16 protein-coding genes are annotated in these 24,047 nt (G+C 27.9%); 12 read left to right on the top strand and 4 right to left on the bottom strand.

The window, feature by feature from the left end; genetic code table 11:
• The first annotated feature begins 195 nt into the window (after positions 1 to 195).
• Positions 196 to 609 carry a zinc ABC transporter ATPase gene (locus tag OIF33_RS01835; RefSeq protein ID WP_322502522.1) on the top strand — a complete coding sequence of 138 codons (414 nt, stop codon included), beginning with the start codon at positions 196 to 198 and terminating at the stop codon, positions 607 to 609.
• Positions 610 to 840: 231 nt separating this feature from the next.
• Here the strand turns inward: OIF33_RS01835 and OIF33_RS01830 are convergent, their stop codons facing one another.
• On the bottom strand, positions 841 to 2,172 hold the full coding sequence (locus OIF33_RS01830) for a polysaccharide deacetylase family protein (protein WP_322502521.1): 1,332 nt from the start codon (positions 2,170 to 2,172) through the stop codon (positions 841 to 843).
• A 449-nt stretch (positions 2,173 to 2,621) separates the two neighbouring features.
• On the opposite strand from OIF33_RS01830, the gene OIF33_RS01825 reads away from it, so the two are divergent.
• Together OIF33_RS01825 and OIF33_RS01820 are read left to right on the top strand one after the other, a co-directional pair.
• Entirely contained in the window at positions 2,622 to 4,040 is a 1,419-nt protein-coding gene (locus OIF33_RS01825) for a glycosyltransferase family 39 protein (RefSeq protein ID WP_322502520.1), read from the top strand.
• A 185-nt stretch (positions 4,041 to 4,225) separates the two neighbouring features.
• Entirely contained in the window at positions 4,226 to 5,131 is a 906-nt protein-coding gene (locus tag OIF33_RS01820) for a 3'-5' exoribonuclease YhaM family protein (protein ID WP_322502519.1), read from the top strand.
• Between the two features lie 114 nt (positions 5,132 to 5,245).
• On the opposite strand, the gene OIF33_RS01815 is transcribed toward OIF33_RS01820, so the two are convergent.
• A complete protein-coding gene (locus tag OIF33_RS01815) occupies positions 5,246 to 5,581 on the bottom strand; it encodes a YnfA family protein (protein ID WP_322502518.1) in 336 nt (111 codons plus the stop codon).
• Between the two features lie 202 nt (positions 5,582 to 5,783).
• Here OIF33_RS01815 and OIF33_RS01810 point away from each other — a divergent pair, with 202 nt between their 5' ends.
• Positions 5,784 to 6,143, top strand: a complete 360-nt coding sequence (locus tag OIF33_RS01810) for a hypothetical protein (protein ID WP_322502517.1) — start codon at positions 5,784 to 5,786, stop codon at positions 6,141 to 6,143.
• A 181-nt stretch (positions 6,144 to 6,324) separates the two neighbouring features.
• The gene (locus OIF33_RS01805; RefSeq protein WP_322502516.1) at positions 6,325 to 6,732 is read left to right on the top strand and encodes a hypothetical protein; all 408 of its coding nucleotides are present in this window, start codon (positions 6,325 to 6,327) and stop codon (positions 6,730 to 6,732) included.
• A gap of 163 nt (positions 6,733 to 6,895) precedes the next feature.
• Here OIF33_RS01805 and OIF33_RS01800 read toward each other — a convergent pair whose 3' ends face one another.
• On the bottom strand, positions 6,896 to 7,537 hold the full coding sequence (locus tag OIF33_RS01800) for a GNAT family N-acetyltransferase (protein WP_322502515.1): 642 nt from the start codon (positions 7,535 to 7,537) through the stop codon (positions 6,896 to 6,898).
• Between the two features lie 83 nt (positions 7,538 to 7,620).
• Here OIF33_RS01800 and OIF33_RS01795 point away from each other — a divergent pair, with 83 nt between their 5' ends.
• The 7 genes from OIF33_RS01795 to OIF33_RS01765 all read left to right on the top strand — a co-directional run bounded on the left by OIF33_RS01795 (position 7,621) and on the right by OIF33_RS01765 (position 22,670).
• Positions 7,621 to 8,418, top strand: a complete 798-nt coding sequence (locus OIF33_RS01795) for a helix-turn-helix domain-containing protein (protein ID WP_322502514.1) — start codon at positions 7,621 to 7,623, stop codon at positions 8,416 to 8,418.
• A gap of 111 nt (positions 8,419 to 8,529) precedes the next feature.
• Positions 8,530 to 10,116 carry a hypothetical protein gene (locus OIF33_RS01790; RefSeq protein ID WP_322502513.1) on the top strand — a complete coding sequence of 529 codons (1,587 nt, stop codon included), beginning with the start codon at positions 8,530 to 8,532 and terminating at the stop codon, positions 10,114 to 10,116.
• Between the two features lie 223 nt (positions 10,117 to 10,339).
• Entirely contained in the window at positions 10,340 to 13,852 is a 3,513-nt protein-coding gene (gene pulA / locus OIF33_RS01785) for a type I pullulanase (protein ID WP_322502512.1), read from the top strand.
• Between the two features lie 415 nt (positions 13,853 to 14,267).
• Positions 14,268 to 17,018, top strand: a complete 2,751-nt coding sequence (locus OIF33_RS01780) for an endo-beta-N-acetylglucosaminidase (RefSeq protein ID WP_322502511.1) — start codon at positions 14,268 to 14,270, stop codon at positions 17,016 to 17,018.
• A gap of 220 nt (positions 17,019 to 17,238) precedes the next feature.
• Positions 17,239 to 18,267 carry a hypothetical protein gene (locus OIF33_RS01775; RefSeq protein WP_322502510.1) on the top strand — a complete coding sequence of 343 codons (1,029 nt, stop codon included), beginning with the start codon at positions 17,239 to 17,241 and terminating at the stop codon, positions 18,265 to 18,267.
• An 841-nt stretch (positions 18,268 to 19,108) separates the two neighbouring features.
• A complete protein-coding gene (locus OIF33_RS01770) occupies positions 19,109 to 20,839 on the top strand; it encodes an ABC transporter ATP-binding protein (RefSeq protein WP_322502509.1) in 1,731 nt (576 codons plus the stop codon).
• 61 nt (positions 20,840 to 20,900) lie between these two features.
• Positions 20,901 to 22,670, top strand: a complete 1,770-nt coding sequence (locus OIF33_RS01765; protein ID WP_322502508.1) for an ABC transporter ATP-binding protein — start codon at positions 20,901 to 20,903, stop codon at positions 22,668 to 22,670.
• A gap of 62 nt (positions 22,671 to 22,732) precedes the next feature.
• On the opposite strand, the gene OIF33_RS01760 is transcribed toward OIF33_RS01765, so the two are convergent.
• The gene (locus tag OIF33_RS01760) at positions 22,733 to 23,683 is read right to left on the bottom strand and encodes a fused DSP-PTPase phosphatase/NAD kinase-like protein (RefSeq protein WP_322502507.1); all 951 of its coding nucleotides are present in this window, start codon (positions 23,681 to 23,683) and stop codon (positions 22,733 to 22,735) included.
• Positions 23,684 to 24,047: the final 364 nt, after the last annotated feature.

The raw sequence follows: 24,047 nt of genomic DNA, 5'->3' as shown, positions 1-24,047 counted from the left end.
TAAATGTATTTATATACTTTTTTATATTAATATTGATTTTTAGCTAGTCCTTCAGATACAGATTACCTATATAAAAATTAAAGCTGGTTTAAAACGTAGATTTTTATTTGAATTAACGGATATTATCTTTATAGTAAGGCATATTAAAAAATTAACATGAATATAATTTAGTAAAGTAATTTCTAAGGGGGAGCCTTGAAAGGAGTTTTAAGAAATATATGCTATGATGATAGGAATCTTTTAGCTATAGGATTAGCGTTTATATCAAATTTAATATTTCTAAATACAACTGAAAAATCATACATTAATAATTTTTATGAACTTTTAAGCTTAGAGATAAAAGAGGCTCTAAAGGCTGGTGGTATTATTTTCATAACTTTTATAGCCATAATTCTTTTAGTTATTGCTTTAATAATCAGCATAAATATAATATTATATTCTAATGAAATCTTTAACAAATTTGTTTCAGTAGGTACTATTATAGTAGTCTTTATAATAGCTTTCTATGGATTAAGTTATAATATTCAAGGATTTAAAATATTATTTTTAACCTTGTTTTTTATAGCATTATTCTTTAAAGTTTGGGAAGATTCAAAAAATAAAAATTAAATATAAGCATAGTAAATTTAAAGTATTTCTATGAAAATAACTCAAAAAAACTTATAAATATATTTAGAGAATTACCAGATTTTAAGTGAAAGTCTAAATTTTAATTTAGATTCTTGAACTTATACAATGGAACTTTAGTTACATTGTAGTCATTAATTATAGCAAGTACTCTGAATATTTATAAGTTTTATTTTTGAGTTTTGATATAGCTCCTTTTAGAAGAATTTAATTTTAAGAAACTTGATCAATTGAGATGATAGATACATTTCTCTTTTCAAATTCATCAATTATCCTTTGGAGTGTAGAATCTTTTTTGTAATTACTTTCAGGATAACCATCTTGTCCATCTTTGAAGTCTATTAAATTCATTTCTAAAAATGGATGATAAAACATTCCAGCGAAAGTGTTTTTAGACATTTTTGCAATTTTATTTAACATAACATCTTCTTTACCATTTTCAACATAATAAAGTGGAGTTGGAACATAATAAGTACCGCTTCCAGTTGGAGATTTCATAGGTTGTGTTTGATGTTTATTCTCATCATAATCATTAAATATATATTTAAAGTTTTTTTCTAAAGCTTCATTTTGAGCTTTATTTATAGTATAATGAGGAGCTTCAAAGAAGCCTATATTTATATCTAAATCTTTAGCTATTTTCATAGCTTGATCCATTCTTGTAGTTACATCTTCTACAGAAGGATTATATTTTCCAAATTCAAATCCTTCTCCACTCACTGTATCACCTGTTTGGTGAGTATATCCATGAAGACCTATTTCTCCTTTATGAGAAGATGCAAAATCTAAAGTATATATAAGCTCAGCGTTAGCAAAGTTATTTTCTTTAGAAGGATCCATATCTATGTTTTTACCAGGATTAACATATCTAGGTATCCATGCTATATGGTAAGGGATGTTTTTCTTTCCTAAATATCTACCCATAACTCTTATTGTTTCAAGATAATGTGAATCATATTCTGAACCAGTTCCTGTTGACTTAACATCTTCAAATCTTATTATTCCTTTTTGAGGACCATTTCCCTTGTAAGGTTTAACATCCAACATATCTTTATTAGTATAAAGTTTAATAAGCTTGTCCTTTGCGTACCATCTACTTTTTAAATCTAACATATTAGCAACATCTATTAAAGACATATATACTACATCGTCTTCTACTATAGGGTTAACTTTAAATTTATTATTTTCTGAGTTTTCTTTTGTAGCATCATTCCAAGTATTATCTTTTAAATTAACTTTGATATTTTTATTTTCAAAGTTAATATCTAAATTTTCATCTTCTAATTTAATTTCACCGCCATTATCTTTTACTATTTCACTGATAGGAACTAAATACCTATTTTTATCTAAATATATTGGTAATTTTAAATCTTGCATTTTACCGTTAAGGTTTATTTTGATATTATCCTCTTGTTTATCTAATCCATCAAATTTTTCTAAGCCTAAAACTGATAGTGTGTTTTTAGTAGGACCATTTTGTAGTCCACAACCACTTAATAAAAGTATAGAAAAAATTAAGATGGACACTTTAAAATGTTTTTTCATGTAGTGCCCCCTTGTATTAATTATGATCAATTCTTTTTATAAATTGTAATAAAAAAGAAAAGTGTACATTAATAATATTATTTTACATATTAAGGGTTTGATTTACAAAAAGGTTAAAAAAATATTAATAAATGTAATGGAATTTGTTTTTTTATAAAGATATATATAATTTATGATTTAAAATAAATTTAGTTTACAAGAAAATTTAAGTTATATAATATTTTAAGATAAAAATATATAATTAATTTTATTTATTTTACAAAAATGTAAAGTTGTATGTATAATTAAGGTGTAGCTGGGAAATAAAGTTTAACAAGGGGGTGAATTCTATATATTGACTTAATTAAGTTAATTATAGATATATAATGACAAATATTAAAAAAGGATTTGATATATTTTTAGTCTGGGCCTTAAGAATATTACTTTTATTTGTTATAGGCGGGACAGTAGTGAAGGCATATCTTTTTGATGAAGTTACAAGTGTATCACTTATACTAATAGCACTAAGTTTTTTATTTGTTTTAGGAATTTTCATTGCGATAAAAAAAGGGATTAATAAAGTTATATTAATGACATTTATTTTAATTGTGGCTTTGGCAATTAGATTGTTATGGTTTTATAATATAGATAGTATTCCTGTTGGTGATTTTAACAGGATGTTTATATGTGCAGGAGATTTTTTAGGCGGTACAAGTTATATGTTTAAAGGTACAGCTTATATGGGAAGATTTCCTCATATGACTATAACTGTTCTATATTTTGCACTGATTAGAAATATATTCTCTAACCCATTAGTTACAATTAAACTTATCAATATAGTATTTTCTATGATAAATGTAATATTACTTTATTTTGTTGGTAAAGAGGTTTTTCAAGATAAAGAAAAGGGAATTGGAGTTATGGCAGTTGCTGCAATTTTTCCACCTATGATTTTTTATAATAATGTATTTTCTTCTGAGAACATGGCTATGCCACTTTTTATTGCAAGTGTACTCATGATTTTAAAAGGATATAGGGCTGAGAGCTTTTCTAAGAAGTCTTTATTTGTATTAGGATCTGGAGTGTTATTAAGCTTATCTCAACTGTTTAGACCTATAGGATATGTTGTTATAGTTGCATATGTAATGTATATACTTATATATTTTAAAGAAGGAATAAAATTAAAACTTCTAACTTCTCTAAATGTGATTTTAAGTTTTATATTACCATGGGCTTTAGCAAGCTATATGCTAATGGCATTAAATATAACAGAATATCCATTGTGGCATGGAACAGAACCTTTAAGTATATCAATTTTAAAGGGAACAAACATTGAATCTCAGGGAAGATGGAATGAGGAAGATGCAAAAATATTCAATGAATATGATGGAGATTATGAAAAGGTTGATGAAGTTGCAAAAAGTATTATAAAAGAAAGATTAACAGAAACTCCAAAAATGGAATTATTAAAGTTTTATGTTACTAAATTCATGAATGAATGGAATACAGGAGACTTTGCAGGAGCTTATTGGGCTGAAGTTGGATTAGATGAAGGGTATAATAGAGATGAGTATTTAAACATGCTTGGAAAGACAGAAGGTAAAATGATAATAAGAATGAGTACAGAAGGTGCATTATATACAAAGGTATTTTGGTTAGTTCTTGTACTAATGACTTATTTAGGGCTTTATAGAAAGAGAAGAGATAGAAATTATTCAATAGATTTATTTTATATAATATTTGGAGGGGCTTCTCTATTTGGTCTTATAACAGAGTTCCAAGACAGATATACTTATCCATATTCATGGATATTTATAATTCTTGCTTTCACAGCTTTCAAATTAAAAGAAAAAGAAAGTAGTGGCTCTTTATTTTATAAGAATTTATAATTCTAAGATGAAAAGTAAATTTTATAAAAGATGATAGCAAAATTTGCTATCATCTTTTTTATTTATATTTAAGAATTAATATGGATTAAAGGCTAATAATAAATCATAGAAGATTCGTTTAATATAAGGTATCTGAATTTATAAATAAACCTATAGATTATAGTTTGGAAATGGAGATGAGTTATATGAGTAAAAAAGATATTTATTTGAGTGAAATCAAGCATAGAGAATCAGTTAAGATTTCTTTAATGGTTATGAGAATTCTTTTTAGAGATGAGGCAAAGGTAGTTTGTATATTGGCTGATAAAACAGGAGAGGTAAAAGCTAATATAATTAAAAAAGAAAGTGAGAGCATAAAAGAGGGTGATGTTTTAAAGGTAGAAGGAAATAGAGATAGAATTTTAGAGGTTAAAAAATTTAAAGTACTATCAGAATATGATGAAAGAGATTATCTTCCTCATGTAGAGAAGCCTATAGAAGAGATAATGAAGGAAATAGATGAAATAACAGACAAATATATAGTTTCTAGTGAGGGAAGGGCCTTAAATGATTATTTTTTTAAGGATGATGAGTTTTTAGAAAAGTTCAAAAGGGGTATTGGAGGAGTATCCATGCATCATAATTATATAGGTGGACTAGCAGAACATACATTAAATGTAATGTATCTAACGTCAATATTGTGTGAAAGATATCATTGTAGAAGACCTGAAACAGCAATATTAGCTGCAAAATTACATGATATTGGAAAGACAAAAGAACTTTATTATGATGGACCATTTAAATATACCTTAAGAGGAGAGATGGAGGGGCATATTGTAATAGGGGTTCAAATGATAGACGAAGCAGTAAAAAAAGATTCAAAGCTTTATAGTGATGACTTTATAGCAAGAATAAAGGGATGTATAACTCAGCATCATGGAAAATTAGAATATGGATCTCCAAGAGAAATGAAGACTGAGGAATCATACATAGTAAATTATGCAGATGGATTAGATGCAACAATGAATAAAATAACCATGTTAAAAGAGAAAACTAAAAGTGGAACTTGGTCTGAATATGATAAGAGATTAGAAACTAAATTGTATCTATAAAAACTAGTAAAGAGCTATATCAAATATAATTTAAAGCATAGCCTAAAATAAAACTTATTTAGATATTATCTTTACATTATTTGTAAGTTTTGATATAGCTTTTTTAATTGCTAGTTAACTTCTAGGAGCATACATGATTATAAGAACGCCAATTAATGCGATTAAACCACCGATTAAATCAAATTTATCTGGAATAATATTATCAACTTTCCATCCCCATAATATTGATAGTACAATAAATATACCACCATATGTTGCGTAAACTCTTCCAAAATTAGAGTTAGCTGGTTGAAGGGTTGGAATAATTCCATATAATATAAGAGCTATAGCACCTAAAATTCCGTACCAAAGACTTCTTCCTTCTCTTAGCCAAAGCCAAACAAGATATCCACCGCCTATTTCAAAAATACCAGCTAGTAGAAAGTAAAATATTGATCTTAAATTTTCCAAATTTTTTTCTCCTTTGTTTAGTATTAAGTTTTATTATAAGTTTAAGTATGCAAAATTATAGCATTTACATAGAAAAATATCAATTTAGAGAAGTTTGAATGCATACTGTATTGGAAATGAAAGAATAAGATGGTATAATTACAATTGATACAAAACGGTTACAAAGGTATGAAAGGATAAGAGAGAACTGGAGGGAGAATAAGTGATAGTAGGATTTTTTATAGCTTTAATTTTCATGGTAATGCAAGTAGGAATAGTTTCTTATCTTGTGTACAACCTTTATTCGAAGAATGAAGAAGCAATTAAATCAATAAATGAGGAGGATGTTAAATCTGCATTTAATTTGAGGAAAGTTGTTGTGTTAGAAAATTCAGTATCTTTATTATTTTATGGAGTTCTAATAAGTGATAAAGAGATACTTCATTTTGGAAGAGGAGAATTATTAACAGTTGCCATATTAGCTTCAATAGGAGTAATGATGGTATACCTTTATATGTTTGATAATTTCATAGAAAAAGTTAAAAAGTTTAATGAGAATAAAAAAGAAAATATTATAGCTTAAAAGTTATTAGTAATTTATAAAAAAACTTAAAATTTCATTCAAAATAAATTAAATTTTAAATAGATTAGAAAATATTGTTGTGCTTTATATTCTAATGTTATTATCTAAATAATACTTCTATAAATATATAATTAAAAGTTTTGGTTTTATTTTTATTTTGATTTTTAAGGAGAAAAAGTGAATGAGAGATTTTGAGAAAAGAAAAATATTAGCAAAAGAAGCTGCAAGTCTTATAAAAGAATTTAGAGATGAATCTCAAATTTTTGGAGAAAAGAGTTTCAAGAATATTAAAATTAAAGATGATTTTAATATGATTATTATAGATGATACTTGTGATGGTATTATTGAGGTTAATTTAAATGAAGTAAGTAAGATCTTTAAGGAAGAAATAGAGGATATAGGACCTTACGGAGTTCATTTTTATAATGCGTTAGAGGAGTTAAGAGAAGAAACTACAAATAGATTTGAAGAATTGGACAAGAATCTTTTTATGGAGCAAATAGGAAAAACTTATTATGTTCAGCATAAATGTGAATATATTTATGAGAGGTTAAAAGAGATAGAAAAAGAGTTTTGTGAATTAAAGTAATGATGAGTCACGGAGAATTCCGTGACTTTTTGTTATTTAAATAAGTATTATAAATGCATTTAAGTCTATAGTTTATTAAATAAACTTTTAGTAGGATAAAAATATTCACCTAAAACAGAGCTAATTATTAAAGTTTATTATTAAATTTAAGAGAGGTTAAACTTTACAAATCATATGAATATAAAAATATATCTAAAGATAAAATAGAGTTTGTGGGTTGAGAGCTCATATCTAAGGAAATAGTATCTACTCTTTTAAAGCCTTGGCTATCATAAAAACCATAATTACATATTGTATCTGTGAAAAGATAAAGTTTTTTCACTTCATTTTCTCTCATATAATTTAAAATGTTATTTACAAGGGTTTTACCAATACCAAAGCCCCTATAACCTTCTCTAACAGCAAAAAGTGTTATAGAGCCTTGAAATTCATTATTTCTATCTTCTAATAATTTTTCATAAGCTTTTGAAACTGTTGCAAATTGCTTTAATTCTTTTTTCTCTTTAGAGTTTCCTAATGCAATTGATATATACTTACTAAGAATTACTCCAAAATGATAAATTGAGTTTGTAATTGAGTTGTTCTTTGAAACATTTCCTAGAATAACTCCAATCGGTTTATTATCTTTTGCTGCTACTAAAGAGTAGGTTGTCTCTTGTAAGCAAGAATGAAGATATATTGTAAGCACTTTATCAAGAAGTTTTTCGTCATCTATAAGTTTATATAATTTAAAAGATTTATTTATTATTTTTTTAACTTCTTCATAATCAGTTTTTTCTATTTTCCTATAATTTATTTCACTCATATAAAATCATCCCTTCATTTAGTATATAATTAATTTATAATATATCCCCTAAGGGGAGAGTCAATTAAGAAAGGGGATTTTTTATGAAATTATATTCTATAGGAGAAGTTTCAAAAATTAAAGGAATAACTATAAAAACTTTAAGGTATTATCAAAGTGTTGGTTTAATTGAACCTGCTTACATTGATGAAAACAGTGGATATAGATATTATTCAGCAGAACAATTTATTCATATAGACATAATAAAAGGATGTAGGAAGTTAGGAGTAAGCATAAAAGAACTTCAAGAGATATTAAAAACTAAAGATACAGAAAAACTTATAAAGTTTTTAAAAGATAAGAAAATAGAAGCTGAAAGAAATATTGAAAGCTTAAAAAATACTATAGTAGAAATAGATAATTTAAATTCACAAATAGAATTTTCTAAAAAAGCAGTTAAAGAAAAGGAGGTTAAAGTTAAGTATTTCAAAGAAAGATGGATAATAAAAATGCTATGTAAGGAATTAGGTGATTATAAAGAACTTTTATACTATTCAAAATTAGAGGATTTAATAATTGAAAAGAATATTAAGAATGCAGATGATGGAGGAATGATGTATTTTTATGATAATAAGGGAGATTTAGAAAAGTCATATGCTTTTAAATTTATTGAGCCAATGAAGGAAGAATATAAGAATATAATAGGTGTTGAAAAATTATCTGAGGGAAATTACATAACATTAAGTTATAGCAAGGAAAATGAAAAGGAACAAATGAAAAAATTTAATAATTATCTAGGGGATAACAATTTGAAGTTAGAAAGCTTAATAGAAATAGATCTTTTAAATGATATATTTAATACTAAATCATATAGTTGTCAGAAACAAATGAAAATTGAGTAAAATTATTACAAAATAAAAACATATAAATTACAGTTCAGGAAATTATATTGACTGTAAATTTTAGAGAATTTATAATGACCTTACAATAAAATGTAAAGGGTGTAGGGGCAAATGAAAAAGGCTTTAATTATTGTTTTAGTGGCGTTTGCTACAATTTTAAGTGGGTGTGGAGAAAAAGGAAATGAGAATAAAAAAGAAGAGATATCAGTAAAAGAAATTTCTAGAACAACCCTTAATGTTGAAGAAGGAAAATCTCGAAATGAAGAGACTGACACTTTAGAGTTTAACTTAGGAGATAGAACCTATGATTCTAAAAGTGGAAAGGTTTTACCATATAAATTAAGAGGAACAATAACAATTCCTAAAAGTCAAGGAAAAAAGCCTTTAGCAATAGTAATTCATGGCTCCCATAATAATGAGAATGAAAATGTAAGGTTTGATACTGGTTTTAAATATCTTACTGAATATCTAGGGGAAAATGACTATGTAGGAGCAGCTTTAGATGTTCAGCCAGCATATGTTTGGAGCTATGGAGATAATGATGACAATGAAAAAATAAGAGCCATGTATAAAGAGTTTATAAATGTATTAAAAAATGATGCTGAGTTATCTCAAAAAATAGATTTTGAGAACATAGTTTTAATTGGACATTCTAGAGGAGCAGATACTATAATCGACATAGCTAATGAGAACGAAAATATTAAAGGAATTTTATCAGTTGCACCAGCTCGTTTATCCACAGAAAGAAAATGGCCAGATGTTAATACTACCATAGTTGTGCCTGAATATGATGGGGATGTAGCTGGATTAGACGGAATTCCTATGTTTGATGAAATGGTAGCAGAACCTGGTAGAAAAAGTGAGGGAAATTTAATAATACTAGAAAAAGCAAATCATAATAATTTTAATAGTAATTTGATTAATAATGATTTGGAGTTAATTGCAAATAAGAAGAAATTAGAATCACAGTTAAATAGAGAAGAACAGGAAAGATTTTTAAAAAATATTTCTGTAGATTTTATGGACAGTCTATTTAGAGATGAGGAAGAAGGCTTTTTCAAAAAGGATTCAATAGAGCCAACAACAATGTATGGATTGGGAGTTAAAACGAAAAGTTGGAGTTCTAGTAATGAAATTCTTTTAAATTATGATAATTTCGATGATGTAAAAAAAGAGGATTTGGACTTAAAAGTTTTAAATGAAAGTTCATTTTATAAAAGTGATGAAACAAAAGGCTTCAATGTGCCTATGTTTTTCAATGATGAGTTAGATGTGAAAAAGCTTTTAAACCTTAGATGGGAAAGTGACAATGCTTCAATTACTATTCCCATAGATAAAGATTTATCTAATAAAAAAGCTTTAATAATAAACTTAGCTTTAGATCCATCAGATGAATTAAATGATCCAAATAAAAAATTAAAAGTGAATGTTACTTTAAAAGACAAAGAAGGAAATGTAGTTAAGGTTAAAATAAATGATGATGTAAAGGCCTTATCATATGTGGAAGGAAAATTAGATTTTACTGAAATTTTTGAGTACAAGCATTATTTTTGGGATTCATTTACTCCTCTATCAATGATTAGAGTACCTTTAGAATTATTTGAAAACATAGATATGAAAGAGGTAGATGAACTAAGCTTAAGTTTTTATGAAAGTGATAGCGGAGCAGTGATGATTGAGGATATAACTGTGAACTAAATAAATACAAATTTTTAGTAAGATTTAGTAGATGTGAGTATTGATTAAATAAAAACATAATTTATAATAAAAACTCAGAGTGTTATTTATATTTACACTCTGAGTTTTTATTAATTTTTTATTGAATTTAGTTTCAATTTGTATAAAAATATATTGTAAGTACAGAGAATATATGGTAATATGTGACATGTAAATATTTACATTTAAAATAGGGGGAGAGAATATGAGAAAAATTAAAAAGCTCTTATCAGTTCTTTTAAGTTTTGTATTTTTCATAACTTTAATACAAATACCTAAAATAACTAAGGCTGATGAGAAAAGTTCAGAAGGTGTTTATATTAAAATAAGATATAACAGACCTGATAAGAACTACAACGGATGGAATTTATGGACTTGGGAGAGAGACTTGAATGGTACCGATACCAACACTAAAGTTTCTCAATTTATAGGAAATGATGATGAAGGAGAATTTACAGTTATTAAAACTAACACAAATGAAGGAAAGTTAGGATTTATCTTACGTAGAAGTGAATCAGGTAATGACTGGGCAGAAAACTATTTTGGTTCAGATAAGTTTATTGACCTTTCAAAAGGAGATCAAGAAGTTATTATAAATCATAAAGAAGATGGAGAAAGAACTTTTGAGGTTAAGCCTTTAAATAGAAATTTTGATAAGGTTACTTTAAATCTTCATTATTACAGATTTGATGGAAATTATGATAATTGGGATATTTGGTCTTGGTTAGATGGGGTTAAAGGTGGAGAAGGATACCCTTTATCATCAGAAGATGATTATGGAAAACTATCAACAATTGTTTATGATGGAGTAAAAGATGCTGATCCAAGAGGTATTGGAATTATAGTTAGAAGGCCAGATTGGTCTGATAAAGATGGACATGCTGATAGATTTATAAATTTAGCTTATGCAAACAATAAGGGGGAAGTTAATGCATATTTAGTTCAAAATAACCTTGAAATAGTTTTTAGAGCAGAAGATGCAATAAAAGATCCAGCGATAACAGGAGCTAAAATTGATTTAATAAATGAAATAAACTTCACAACTAATATTAAGATGCCATCTCAAGATATGAATGAAAAGATTACTTTAAAAGAAAATGGTGTTTCTCAACCAATTTCGGTAACGATACCAGAAAGCTTAAACTCTGGTAAAATAGTAACAGACAAGAAATTAGATTTAACTAAGGAGTATATTTTAGAAATTGAAGGATTTAAACCTGCTATTGTAACTTTAGGAAAAATCTTTGCTGATAAAGAGTTTGAAAAACTTTATCATTATAACGGAGAGTTAGGTGCTTTATATAAGAAGAATAAAACGGATTTTGTATTATGGGCTCCAATGGCGACTTCAGTTAAATTAGCTATGTATAACACAGGAGATTATACTAAAGAAACTAACTCTAAGGAAGTTATAGAAATGACTAAAGGAGAAAAAGGAATTTGGACAACTTCTATTAAAGGGGATCAAAAAGGAGTTTATTATGATTATCTAGTTACTAATAATGGAGTAGAATCTAATGTGACTGACCCTTATGCTAAAGCTGTAGGTGTTAATGGACGACGTGCAATGGTTGTTGACTTAGAATCAACTAATCCAGAAGGATGGGAAAATGATAAAAAGCCAGAGTTTATTGATCCAACAGATGCAGTAATTTATGAAATCCATATAAGAGATTTTTCAATTGACACATCTTCAGATACTAAAATGGAGATGCGAGGTAAATATCAAGGAATGTGGCAACCTAATACAACACTTCCTGCCAATGAGAATATAAAAACAGGAATAGATCACTTAAAAGAATTAGGGGTAACACATGTTCATTTACTTCCAACTTTTGATCATAGATCAATTGATGAAACAAAATTAGATAAACCACAATATAACTGGGGATATGATCCACAGAACTATAATGTACCAGAAGGATCTTATTCAACAGATCCGTATAAGGCTGAGGTTAGAATAAAAGAGTTTAAGGAAATGGTTCAAGAACTTCATAAAGCGGGTATAAGGGTTGTTATGGATTCAGTTTACAATCATACAGGAGCAACAGCTGATTCCCATTTAAATTTAGCCGTTCCAGATTATTATTATAGACAGAATGAATCTGGAGGATTTTCAAATGGTTCAGGTTGTGGAAATGAATTAGCTTCAGAAAGAAGCATGGTTAGAAAAATGATGGTTGATTCAGTAAAATATTGGGCTAGTGAATATAAAATAGATGGATTTAGGTTTGACCTTATGGGGCTTCATGACATAGAAACTATGAAGGATATAAGAAGAGAATTAGATAAAATAGATCCAAGCATAATAATTTATGGAGAAGGATGGACAGGAGGAGATACACCTCTTCCAGAAAATCAAAGAGCCATAAAGAAAAATACTCCACAATATGGTGATATGCAAATTGCTGCATTTAGTGATGATATGAGAGATGGAGTTAAAGGACATGTTTTTGATGCTGATAAACCAGGTTTCGTTAATGGATATAATAGTTTAGAAGAGCTTGTTAAGTTTGGAATAGTTGGTTCAGTAAGGCATAGTGGTGTCAAGTATGGAATTTCCCCAAGTCCATATGATGGCTATGGAGTAGAACCTTGGGCAAATGAACCATATCAAACAATAAATTATGTATCAGCTCATGATAACTTAACTTTATGGGATAAACTTCAAACTACAAATAAAGATGCATCTAAAGAAGAGTTAGAGGCTATGAATAAAATGGCTTCAGCTATAGTTTTAACATCTCAAGGAATTCCTTTCTTCCAAGGAGGAGAAGAGATGGCAAGAACAAAGGTTAATTCAGATGGAAGCTTCAATCACAACAGTTATAATGCACCAGATAGTGTAAATAAAATTGATTGGACAAGAAAAGAAGCATATAATGACTTGTTTAATTACTATAAAGGATTAATAGAGCTTAGAAAATCTCATAAAGTATTTAGAATGAACACTGCTAAAGATATTCAAAACAATCTTACATTCCTAGAAAAAGGAAAATCATTCACAAATGACAATGTTGTTGCATATACTTTAAATGGTGAAAATGTAGGGGATTCATGGAAAGACATAGCGGTAGTATTTAATGCAAATAAGGAACCTGTAGAGATAACTCTTCCAATGAATGACTGGGCTGTTATTGTAAATGGAAATAAGGCAGGTACTGAAAAGATTGATGAAATTAAAGGAAATAAAGTTCAAGTTCCAGCACAATCTTCTTACGTTTTAGTACAAAAAGATAGCTTTAATGGAGATAACAATGGAGGAAATACTGAAAATCCAGATAAACCAGATAATGGTGGAGAAAGTGAAAATCCAGATAAACCAGAAAATCCAGATGATAATGGTACAAATAAGCCATCAGAAAATAGCAAACCAACAATAGATGCGAAGGATTTAGAATTGAATTTTGGAGAAAAGTTTGATCCTTTAAAAGGAGTTACTGCCTTTGATAAAGAGGATGGAGATTTAACTTCAAAGATTCAGGTTATAAAAAATAATGTTGATCCAAATAAAGCAGGAAAATATGAAGTTACTTATATGGTAGTTGATAAGGACGGAAATAAGGTGACTAAAACTATAAATGTTAATGTTTTAGAAAAGACATCAGGAGGAAATCTTCCTAATACAGGAGGAACAAGTGCTCTTTCTTTGGGGATAATTGGCTTAATACTAGTTGGAGCTGGAATTATATTCTTTAGAAAGAGAAAAAATAATTAATATTAAAGAAGTACTAATTATATAAAAAAAGAGCTATTCTAGGAGGATAAATAGAATAGCTCTAAATTTTTCAAGAAATAAAGGTTAACTTAATTTAGGTAGGTTTTGAACTACTAATAAACTTAGATAGGAGGGAGAAAGTATATTGCATAAACAATCTTTGTTTAATATATAGTATGAATTTATGTTTTAAAATGATAGGAAAAATAAGTAAAACATTAGTTTTTTACTTATTTTTTTATTGTAAATATTTGATTTATAGCAAATAAAATATAATCATAAATATATTTTTAAATTGTAAGTTATTACAAAAATAAGAATTTACATATGAAATGTCATTGACAACGTTTACTAAAGAAACTATACTTTATTTTAAATATTATCTATATTTGTAAATATAAGGGGGATGAATAATATGAGAAAAATGAGAGAGAAGATAGCTATTATAGCTGCTACAGTATGTGTAGTTACATCTTCATTAGCTATAACAACGAAGGCTGGTGTTTCACTTCCGCCAACAGGAGATGCAACAAAAGGTGCAAATCAACCATTTCAACATGGATATAGAGCAATTGATATTGAAAATTGGAATCCGGAAGAGGATCCATATGCTGAAATGTTAAGAGCTCAGGTGCCACTTCAAGAGCGTATAGAACCATTTTCAGAGACTCAAGCAAATCCAAATTTAAGTTCAGAAACATCACTTACTAACTTAAATGGAGACTATGGTAATTATTTCTTTGATAGTACAGCATATACAAATGATTTTAGCCAGTATGCTTATAACTTCTGGCAGTATACTGATTATTATGGAGGATGGCATGGTATGCCAACAGAGGGGGTTCCATTACGTTTATATGGTGGAGGAGAAGATAGTAGTAATTTTGAATTTGGAATATTAAATCTTCCAAACCCAGCATATACTAATGCGGCTCATAAAAATGGGGTTAAATCAATTGGATGTTTATTTATACCAAGATCAGGACAACCATATGATGCCTTATTAAAGAAGGATGAAAATGGTGAATATATAGTTGCTAAAAAGCTTATTGAAATAAAAGAATATTTTGGTTTTGATGGGTATTTTATAAACCAAGAAACAAGTATAGATCCATCGCATATTATTCCATATAAAGAGTTTACTAAAACTTTAGTAGATGCAGGTGTATATACTCAGTGGTATGATTGTGTAGATGATGTAAATGGTAAATTAACATATAAACCATCACTTATATCTTCACATAGCTCTTATGTATATGATCAAAATCTTGGTCGTGTAAATGATTCAATATTTATGAATTATAATTGGAACTCTCCAGATGGATGGAATAATGGAGATAGCACAAATCCTGTATATATAGATGCAAGTGTAGCAGAGGCTCAGCGCATAGGTATTAATCCTTTAGATTCAGTTCTTATGGGTGTTGAGGTTGCCATGGGTAAGTTTGATGGTTCTCATAATTCAACAAGAAATATGGATGTTATATTAGATGAAAATGGAAATCCAAAAGCCGGAATAGCTTTATTTACACCTGATTATGTAAAGGCAGGCTTAGATGATGATTTAGGAGATCCTACTCAAAATAGAAGAGGACAGGCTGACTATCAATGGATGGTAGCTGAACGTGAAAGAATGTTTTATACTGGTGTAACAATTGATCCGTTAGATACAGGAGAAAAAGAAGGATATTCAAGACCTGATGTTGGGCTTAAGGATGCTAGTCAGTGGGGAGGAGTATCAAGATATATAACTGAGCGTTCAGTTGTTGATGGTGCAACTTTTGTGACAAACTTTAACACAGGACATGGAGTGCATTATTATAAAGATGGAGTTATATCAAATAAAGAAGAATGGGCAAATATGAACATTCAAGATATACTTCCAACATGGCAATGGTGGATTGAGTCTGAGGGAAGTAAATTACAGGCTGACTTTGATTATGGTCCAAATGTAGAAAAGGGTGATAAATTTACTTATAAACAAATAGGAGCATATAAGGGAGGAAGTTCTTTAGTTGTTAATGGAAGTTTAGATTCTGAGAATTACTTACGCTTATTTAAAACAGAGTTAGATGTTGTTAAAAAGTCTAAAGCTACAATAACTTACAACAAAGTATCTGGTCAAAATGCTGGAGAAATGGCTTTAGGACTTATATTTAAAGATAATCCTGATAAGGTTGAATATGTTCCAATTAAAGGTTCAGATAAAGATACTAATGGATGGGTTAGTAAAGATGTTGATTTAAGTCAATTTGAAGGAAGAGAAATTGCTGTAATTGGACTTGCTTTCTCTCCGAAAAATGGAGAAGTTTCATCTGATTATCAAGTGAACATTGGTGAAGTAAGAATAACTGATAGTAAGGATTATACTCCTGATATGCCAGAGGAATTTGAAATAGAGGATTATTTAAATACTAATGAAATCTATGTAGAGTGGCAATTAGAAGATTATGATGAAGTTAAACAATATAATCTTTATTCCAAAGGAGATAAGGGAACTTTAACTTATTTAGGTGGAATTTATGATGATGTTTATTACATTAAAAATTTACCTGAGGATACTAAGGAACTTTTATTAACAGCTCAAGGAGAAGATGGCAGTGAAAGTAAACCCGCTAAAATTAAGTTTTCACAAGATTATAAGGTGCAAGATTTAAAAGTAACTGAGACTGCCGAGGAATTAGAAATAGATTGGAGTAATCCAGAAAAGAAGTCCTTTAAAGGTATAGAAGTAGAAGTAAATTTACTAGAGGGTGGAGAAGAAAAAGAAATATTCTCAAAAACATTTAAACCAGGTACAACTTCTATTAAAGTGCCATTAAAACAAGAAGATGGTAAGAAATATGAAGTGAAAGTATCTACAATTGATAATAAAAAGGAGGTTTTAGATACCGTTACAGCTAAAGGTAAAACTAAGGATTTTTATGCAACACCTTATAACGGAAACTACAAAGTTGTAAATGGTAAATTAATCTTTGATGGGCCAACTTCTAAGGATTGGTGGAAAATGTATATTACTGTAGAAGGAATAGAGTATTCATATTTAAGAGGAAAAGATGGGTTTGATAATATTCCGATTCCTAAAGAAGCTACAGAGATTTCTATAGTGTTAAAAGATTATGAAGGAAATTTATCAGAGACTACAAAACTTCAATATAATCCATAATAGTAAGCTTTAAACCTTAAAATTATTATATCTATTTATTAAGCAATTAAAATAAAAAAGACTTTCAGGAGTGTTTTGATTAATCTCAAAATAATTCTTAGAAGTCTTTTTATTTTATAAATTTTATTAGCAAAAAGAAATTTTAAGAATAAGTATATAATGTATAGTATTCTTTGGAGTGTGAAAAATTTAAGAGGTAGAAAACTCTTAATGAATAGTTATGATTAATCAAAGAATTTTTTTAAATGTATTAGATGAAAATCGAAGACCTATTTCACAATGTAGAGTTAAAATTGAAAACCGAAGAGAAAAATATGAGGCAGATACAGATTTTGCTGGAATTGTGGAGTTCTTAGTTCCCTTAGGAGTTTATGTTTTAACTTTAGAACATCCTTTGTTTAAAAGGAAAGTTTACAGAATGACTTTAAGAGATAGCTTCAGTTTCACAAGAGTGACTCTTGTGAAAGATAATGTTAGTACTTATAGAAGAAATAAAATTCCTATGCAAGAATATATTAAAAATACTGAAGTAGATTACGATATTTACGATAATGATGAAGTAGACTACGATACTTATGATAATGATAAAGTAGATTACGATATTGATAATGTAGTTAATGAAAATTCAGAATTACAAAAGAATAAAAAAAAAATAGATATTGATGAGGATGTTAGCGTAATGGCAAAAGCTAATAGTCGTTTAGATATAAAAACAGATGATGAATATAAAGTTGACATTGAAGATAATATAAATATAGTAAAAGAATATTTTAAAAATGGAACTTTCTTTAAAGGAAGTGGTGTATGGGGAACTGCAGGAGTTTTCGAAGGCTTAAATGATGATGGATTTGAAGAGATAATAAAAGGTGCAAAATCAATTTTAAAGGACATTGAAGGAAATAGTGTATGGGGAACTGCAGGAGTTTTTGAAGGGTTAAATGAAGAAGGTTTTGAAGAAATACTAAAAGGTGCAAAATCAATGTTAAAAGACATATTAGATTTTGCTAAATCTATTGATAATGAAGAGTATGAAGTTAAAGAGGATGATATTAAATATGAAAGTAATCTAAAGGAAGAACCAAAATTAAGTGATAATTATTTAAAGAAAAGAAGAAAAATAGATTTTGATGATTCTTGGGAAGTTGAAGAGATAAAAGGAGCAGATAAAAATTATAATGGAGATACTTTTGATATAGACGATTATGAAGAAGAGATTTTCCATAGAATAAAAGAAAAAGAAGAATATTAATAGATTTTAGATAATATAAAACAGGTAAGTTAAACAAAATTTATTGATAAAAAACGTAAAATATGGAATAAAATAGTTGAAATGTACGTAAAATCAAGTATAATTAATATTAAGATTGAATTTATGAAAGGAGGCAATTAAATGAGAATTTTAGATAATGAATATGTTCATGATATGTATTTATTATTTCCTACAAAAAGAATAATGTGTACTCAGTCAATTGCTCCTTTTATGGAATTTATCTAATGCTTTCCATAAAACTTTATAGAAATCTTTTTGTGATTTTAAAGAGCATGGCTGAGAAGCTGTGCTTTTTTATTTAAATAAAATAAAGTTATGATATAGAGATTACTATTACTAAGAGGACCCAATATAATATGGGATTTTTAATACTTTTTATACGTATTGATTACTTTTAAAAATATAAAACCTTAGTAGTTTACAAACTTAAATTTTAACAGTATTCCTATTTTGCTTAGTTTAGAAATCTTTTAATTATATCTTTAATTTTATAGGACATCTATGTCCTTAGGCACTGCTTAAGGATATAGGTGTTTTTTATTTTCAAAACTAAATATTTTGAAGGAGATAAGTTTTTTATATTTACTAAAATTATATATTTAAAATAAAAGAATTAGTTAGATCAAAGCTATATAAAAAGCTGCATAAATAGTAGTTAGTTAAAGCTATATAAATCTTTGAAATAAAGAATTATATAGGTTTTAATATAAATTTTTACTTCTACATATAAGGAGGGATAGAATGTGAATATAGGTGATGTTCTTTTAAAAAAGTTTTAATACTCTTATAGAGAAAGCTATAAACAAAGGGGGCAAGACATATGGGGATATTTAAGAACTATATAGCTAAAAGAATAGGATTTTTAATAATTCCAATATTAGCTATGATAATTGTTTTGGGAATAGATAGCTTTTTCCCTTATCTTCAAAAGATATTTGTTGATGATATTTTATTAGGTAGTGATTCAAGCAAGTTAGGATTATTCTTTGGAATTTTCTTGAGCCTAGCACTTTTACGTGGGATTTTAGGATACATTAAAGAATTTATGTTTGATAAATTTTCCTTAAATGTGAGTAAAGAAATAAGAACCGATCTTTTTAAAAAAATTCAAAGTTTTGAGTTTTCATTTTTTGATAGTACCAATACAGGAGAACTTATGTCTAGGATTGGTGAGGATGTAGATATTGTTTGGGAAACTATTTCCTACGGTCTTAGATTATTTATAGAGGGCATAATATTATTTATAATTTCTGTAACCATAATGATGAATATGAGTCCTTCTCTTACAATAACTTGTTTAGTGATTTTACTTCCAGTGGGATTCTTAGCTATTTTAGTAAATAAAAAATTTGAAAGAAATTATTCTAAAATAAGTGATAAAGTGGCTGATATAAATCTTATGGCACAACAAGACATTGCAGGAATAAGGCTTGTGAAAGCTTTTGCTAGAGAAAAGCATGAAACTGAAAAATTTTTAAAGGTTAATAAGGATTATTATGACTTAAATATAACTCAAGCCAGGATTTTAAGTAATTTCTTACCTGCAATTGATCTTTTAACAAATTTAGCACCGGTGGCTATGATAATTTATGGAGGCTATTTATCTATTAAAGGACAAATTACTATGGGAACACTTTTAGCTTTTAGTAGTTATATTTTGAATCTATCTTTTTGTGTAAGAAATTTAGGATGGCTTGTTAATATGATGTCTCAAAATAGAGCTTCAATGGATAAAATATTTAATATTCTTAAGAGAAAACCACAAATAACTTCTATAGAGAATCCTTATGATCCAGATATACTTAAAGGTGATATAGAATTTAAAAATGTTTCATTTAAATATAGTGAAGAGGAAGTATTAAAGAATATAAATTTAAAGGTGCCAGCAGGAAGTACTGTTGCTATTATGGGAGAAACAGGATGTGGTAAAAGTTCAATTCTTTCTCTTATAGGAAGACATTATGATGCTGCAGAAGGGACAGTATTAATTGATGGTGTGGATGTTAAGAAATGGGATTTAGATAAATTAAGAAGTAATATGGCAGTAGTATTTCAAGACACATTCTTATTTTCAGATTCCATAAGAGATAATATAGATTTTGGTGGAAGTAAAAGTGAGGAGGAAATAATAGAGGCCTCAAAAGATAGTTGTGCATATGAATTTATAAATGAAATGCCAGAAGGGTTTGAAACAGAAGTTGGTGAAAGAGGTTTAGGGCTTTCAGGAGGACAAAAGCAGAGGTTAGCTATAGCTAGAGCTTTAGTAAGAAAAACTCCAATATTAATTTTAGATGATGCTACTTCAGCTCTTGATATGGAAACAGAATTTAAGGTGCTTAAGAATTTATCTAAAAAGCAAAAAAAGGCTACAACCTTCATAATAGCTCACAGAATATCTGGGGTTAAGGATGCAGATATAATAATTTTCATGAAAGATGGAGAAATAGTTGAGATGGGAAATCATGAAAGCTTATTAGAGAAAAAGGGATATTACTATAGCATATATCGTCACCAATTCCAAGATTTGGAGTTTATACAAGAGGTGATTTAAAAGAATCTAAAAAGTTTTAGAAAAATAACATTAAGCTATAGTAGAAAAGGGGGAAGGAATAATGGAAGAGATTAATGAGAAAAAAACTCATAAATGGAAGACTATTAAAAGACTTTTAAAATATGTAGTTCCATACAAGTGGAAAACTTTAGGGATAATATTAATGCTTTTATTGATTATGAGTTGTAATACATTAAATCCATATTTAATGAAGGTATCCATAGACAAATTTGTTTCAGTTGGAGATGTAAAAGGATTATTAGGAATAGGCCTAGTTTTAGTTTTATTAAATATAGTAGCAATGGTGCTTTCTAAAATAAGAACCATGTCTATGAGTAAAATAACAAATCAAATATTAGTAAATATAAGACATGAGCTTTATACTCATATACAAACTTTAAGTTTTTCATTTTTTGATAATAGGCCAGTAGGAAAAATTTTATCTAGAGTAGTTGGAGATGTTAATGCATTAAATAATCTTTTAAATAATAGTATTGTGAATTTAATACCAAATCTTTTTACAATTTTATTAGTTATTTTTATGATGTTTTTAATGAATCCAAGCCTTACTTTGGTTTGTCTTGTAGTTTTACCATTTCTTTTTGCAGGAATGTTTCTTATTGAAATAAAAGCAAATAAGAGATGGAGCGTTTTTAGAGAGAATAGATCATCACTTTTAGGATATACTCATGAAGTCTTTTCAGGAATGAAAGTTGTTCAAGGGTTTAGTAGAGAAGAGTATTCAAGAGAAAAGTTTAAGAATCATTTAAATGGACATGCTAATGGTTTTTTACATGCAGTTAGACTTCAAGATTATTTTTGGCCAACGGTAGATATATGTAGAGGATTTGGAATTGCTATTGTGCTTTTTGCAGGATATAAATTAACAAATGGAGGAAGTCTATCTCTAGGAACTTTAATGGCTTTTATAATGTATATTGAAATGCTATGGAGACCAATAATGAATTTATCAGCCTTTTATAATGCTTTTGTTACTAACCTTTCGGCAGCTGAAAGAATTTTTGATATTATGGACACCAAAAATGATATGGTAGCAAATGCATCTGAGAAGAAGCTTCCTAAAATTAAGGGAGAGGTTCATTTTGAAGATGTTACTTTTTCTTATGATGATGATGGAAATCATGCCTTAAAGGATGTAACATTTACTTTGAATCCTGGTGAAAAAATAGCCTTAGTTGGAGAAACTGGTGCTGGAAAAACTACAATAACTAATCTTATAAGCAGATTTTATGATCCAACAAAGGGAAAGATTTTTATAGATGGAATAGATATAAGCTCTGTTGATGTAGAAAGTCTTAGAAGTCAAATGGGAATAATGCTTCAAGATTCATTCCTTTTTGCTTCTTCAATTAAAGAAAATATTCGTTATGGTAAATTAGATGCTACAGAGGAAGAAATAATTGAGGCAGCAAAGGCTGTTAACGCTCATAGTTTTATAGAAAAACTTGAGGACGGATATGACACAAATGTTAATGAAAGAGGTTCAAGACTTTCTTTAGGACAAAGACAATTAATAGCTTTTGCAAGAGCTTTAATTGCAGATCCTAGAATATTAATCTTAGATGAAGCTACAGCCAACATTGATACTGAAACCGAAAGATTGGTACAAGAAGGAATTAGAAAGCTTATGGATGGTAGAACATCTATAGTTATAGCTCATAGACTTTCAACAATAAGAGATTGTGATAAGATATTTGTTCTTTCTCATGGAAAGATTGTTGAAGAGGGAAATCATGAAGAGTTATTGAAAAGAAAAGGATATTATTATAATTTATACTGTGCACAATATAGCTTTTTAAAGGAAGCTTAAAAGAATTTATTAAAAAATATAGAAGAGGCTTTTAGAGTCTCTTCTATATTTTTTATTATTATTTATGCACATATATCAAATTTGTTAACTTCATTAAGTGTAATAGATGTATTATTTTTCTTAAGCCAATCGCTCCAAGTAGTTTTAAAGTTACCTTCTTGCTCTTGTACATAGTTATAAAAATTAGTAAAGAAATCTAAGCGTTCTTTAGTTGGAAAAGAAGCTATGTTATGTTCTTTTAATCCAGAAAGTGCTAATTGTCTCTGTATTATTTCATCAAGAGTAGCATTTTTATAGTTTTTAACAATATCATACATAATCATAAAGGTTGTTGTTCTTCCTATCCCTTCTTTACAATGAAAGTGAAGCCAAGTATTTTTAGGCATTGTGTTTATATACTCAATAAAATAATCTACCATATCATCAGTAGGAAGTTTTCCATCAGTTACAGGAATTCTAACATAAGACATTGAATTAGATGTAACTAATTGATTTTCTGAAAAAACTTTTTTGGGAACAACATTTAATTCAGGATGATTAAAAAATTTTAATGGCGCTCCTATTGGAATACTATTTAAGCTATTTATTTCATTATAAATAACTTCTTTTTTGCTTAAGCCAGCATTAGCATTATTTTTTGCATTTTTCCAACTAACAGGGTATTCATTGATAAAACCATGGGATTCTTGACGCAAATCAACAATGGCTATTGGAAGTTCAGTTTTTATTTCATTTACCAAAAGGGATAAATTTTCAGGCGAAAATTGCTGACTACCTGAACTATTAAGAGTATCTAATCCTTTTAGATTTAAATTAGGTACAGTCTCTAAATTATCTAAATTTGATGTTGTACGAAAATTATGAGGTAAATTAGTAATGTTTTTGGTATCTAAAACTAGATGTACATCATTTTCTTCAGCAGCTACAAATAAAGTATCATTAACTAAAAAACCTCCTAAAATACTTAATATTAAAAAAAGAATAAAAGCGTTTTTCTTCAAAAACTTAAACACGGTTAAATCACCTCAACATATATTTTCTAGTATAATTACTAATTTTAGTATGGCATTAAATAACTTTTATATGTATTAAGAAGTAATATTAATTATTATATAAATGAAAAACTCATCATTTAATTTAAGTGATGAGTTTTTTAGAGGATATTATTGAGAAAATATAAAAACTTTGTTTTAGAAAAGCAATTAAGATATATTTTAATGATTATAGGAATATATTTATATATTGGGAAGTAATTTTCAAAGAGTTTGGAATAAAAATTATTTTAGTTAAAACTGTTAATCTATTTAAATTTTACTGTAAATGTTTACTAAAGATTTTTATTTGCAAGCAAGGAGAAATACTATTTGAAAGTGAAAA

It is taken from the genome of Clostridium sp. LIBA-8841 (assembly GCF_034439435.1).
Classification (GTDB): Bacteria; Bacillota; Clostridia; order Clostridiales; family Clostridiaceae; genus Sarcina.
This window is presented reverse-complemented; position numbering and strand designations above follow the sequence as displayed.

Coding starts and splice junctions, on each gene's coding strand:
- OIF33_RS01830 (WP_322502521.1), bottom strand. CDS start 2,172: ATGAAAAAACATTTTAAAGTGTCCATCTTAATTTTTTCTATACTTTTA.
- OIF33_RS01820 (WP_322502519.1), top strand. CDS start 4,226: ATGAGTAAAAAAGATATTTATTTGAGTGAAATCAAGCATAGAGAATCA.
- OIF33_RS01805 (WP_322502516.1), top strand. CDS start 6,325: ATGAGAGATTTTGAGAAAAGAAAAATATTAGCAAAAGAAGCTGCAAGT.
- OIF33_RS01800 (WP_322502515.1), bottom strand. CDS start 7,537: ATGAGTGAAATAAATTATAGGAAAATAGAAAAAACTGATTATGAAGAA.
- OIF33_RS01795 (WP_322502514.1), top strand. CDS start 7,621: ATGAAATTATATTCTATAGGAGAAGTTTCAAAAATTAAAGGAATAACT.
- OIF33_RS01790 (WP_322502513.1), top strand. CDS start 8,530: ATGAAAAAGGCTTTAATTATTGTTTTAGTGGCGTTTGCTACAATTTTA.
- pulA (WP_322502512.1), top strand. CDS start 10,340: ATGAGAAAAATTAAAAAGCTCTTATCAGTTCTTTTAAGTTTTGTATTT.
- OIF33_RS01780 (WP_322502511.1), top strand. CDS start 14,268: ATGAGAAAAATGAGAGAGAAGATAGCTATTATAGCTGCTACAGTATGT.
- OIF33_RS01775 (WP_322502510.1), top strand. CDS start 17,239: ATGATTAATCAAAGAATTTTTTTAAATGTATTAGATGAAAATCGAAGA.
- OIF33_RS01770 (WP_322502509.1), top strand. CDS start 19,109: ATGGGGATATTTAAGAACTATATAGCTAAAAGAATAGGATTTTTAATA.
- OIF33_RS01765 (WP_322502508.1), top strand. CDS start 20,901: ATGGAAGAGATTAATGAGAAAAAAACTCATAAATGGAAGACTATTAAA.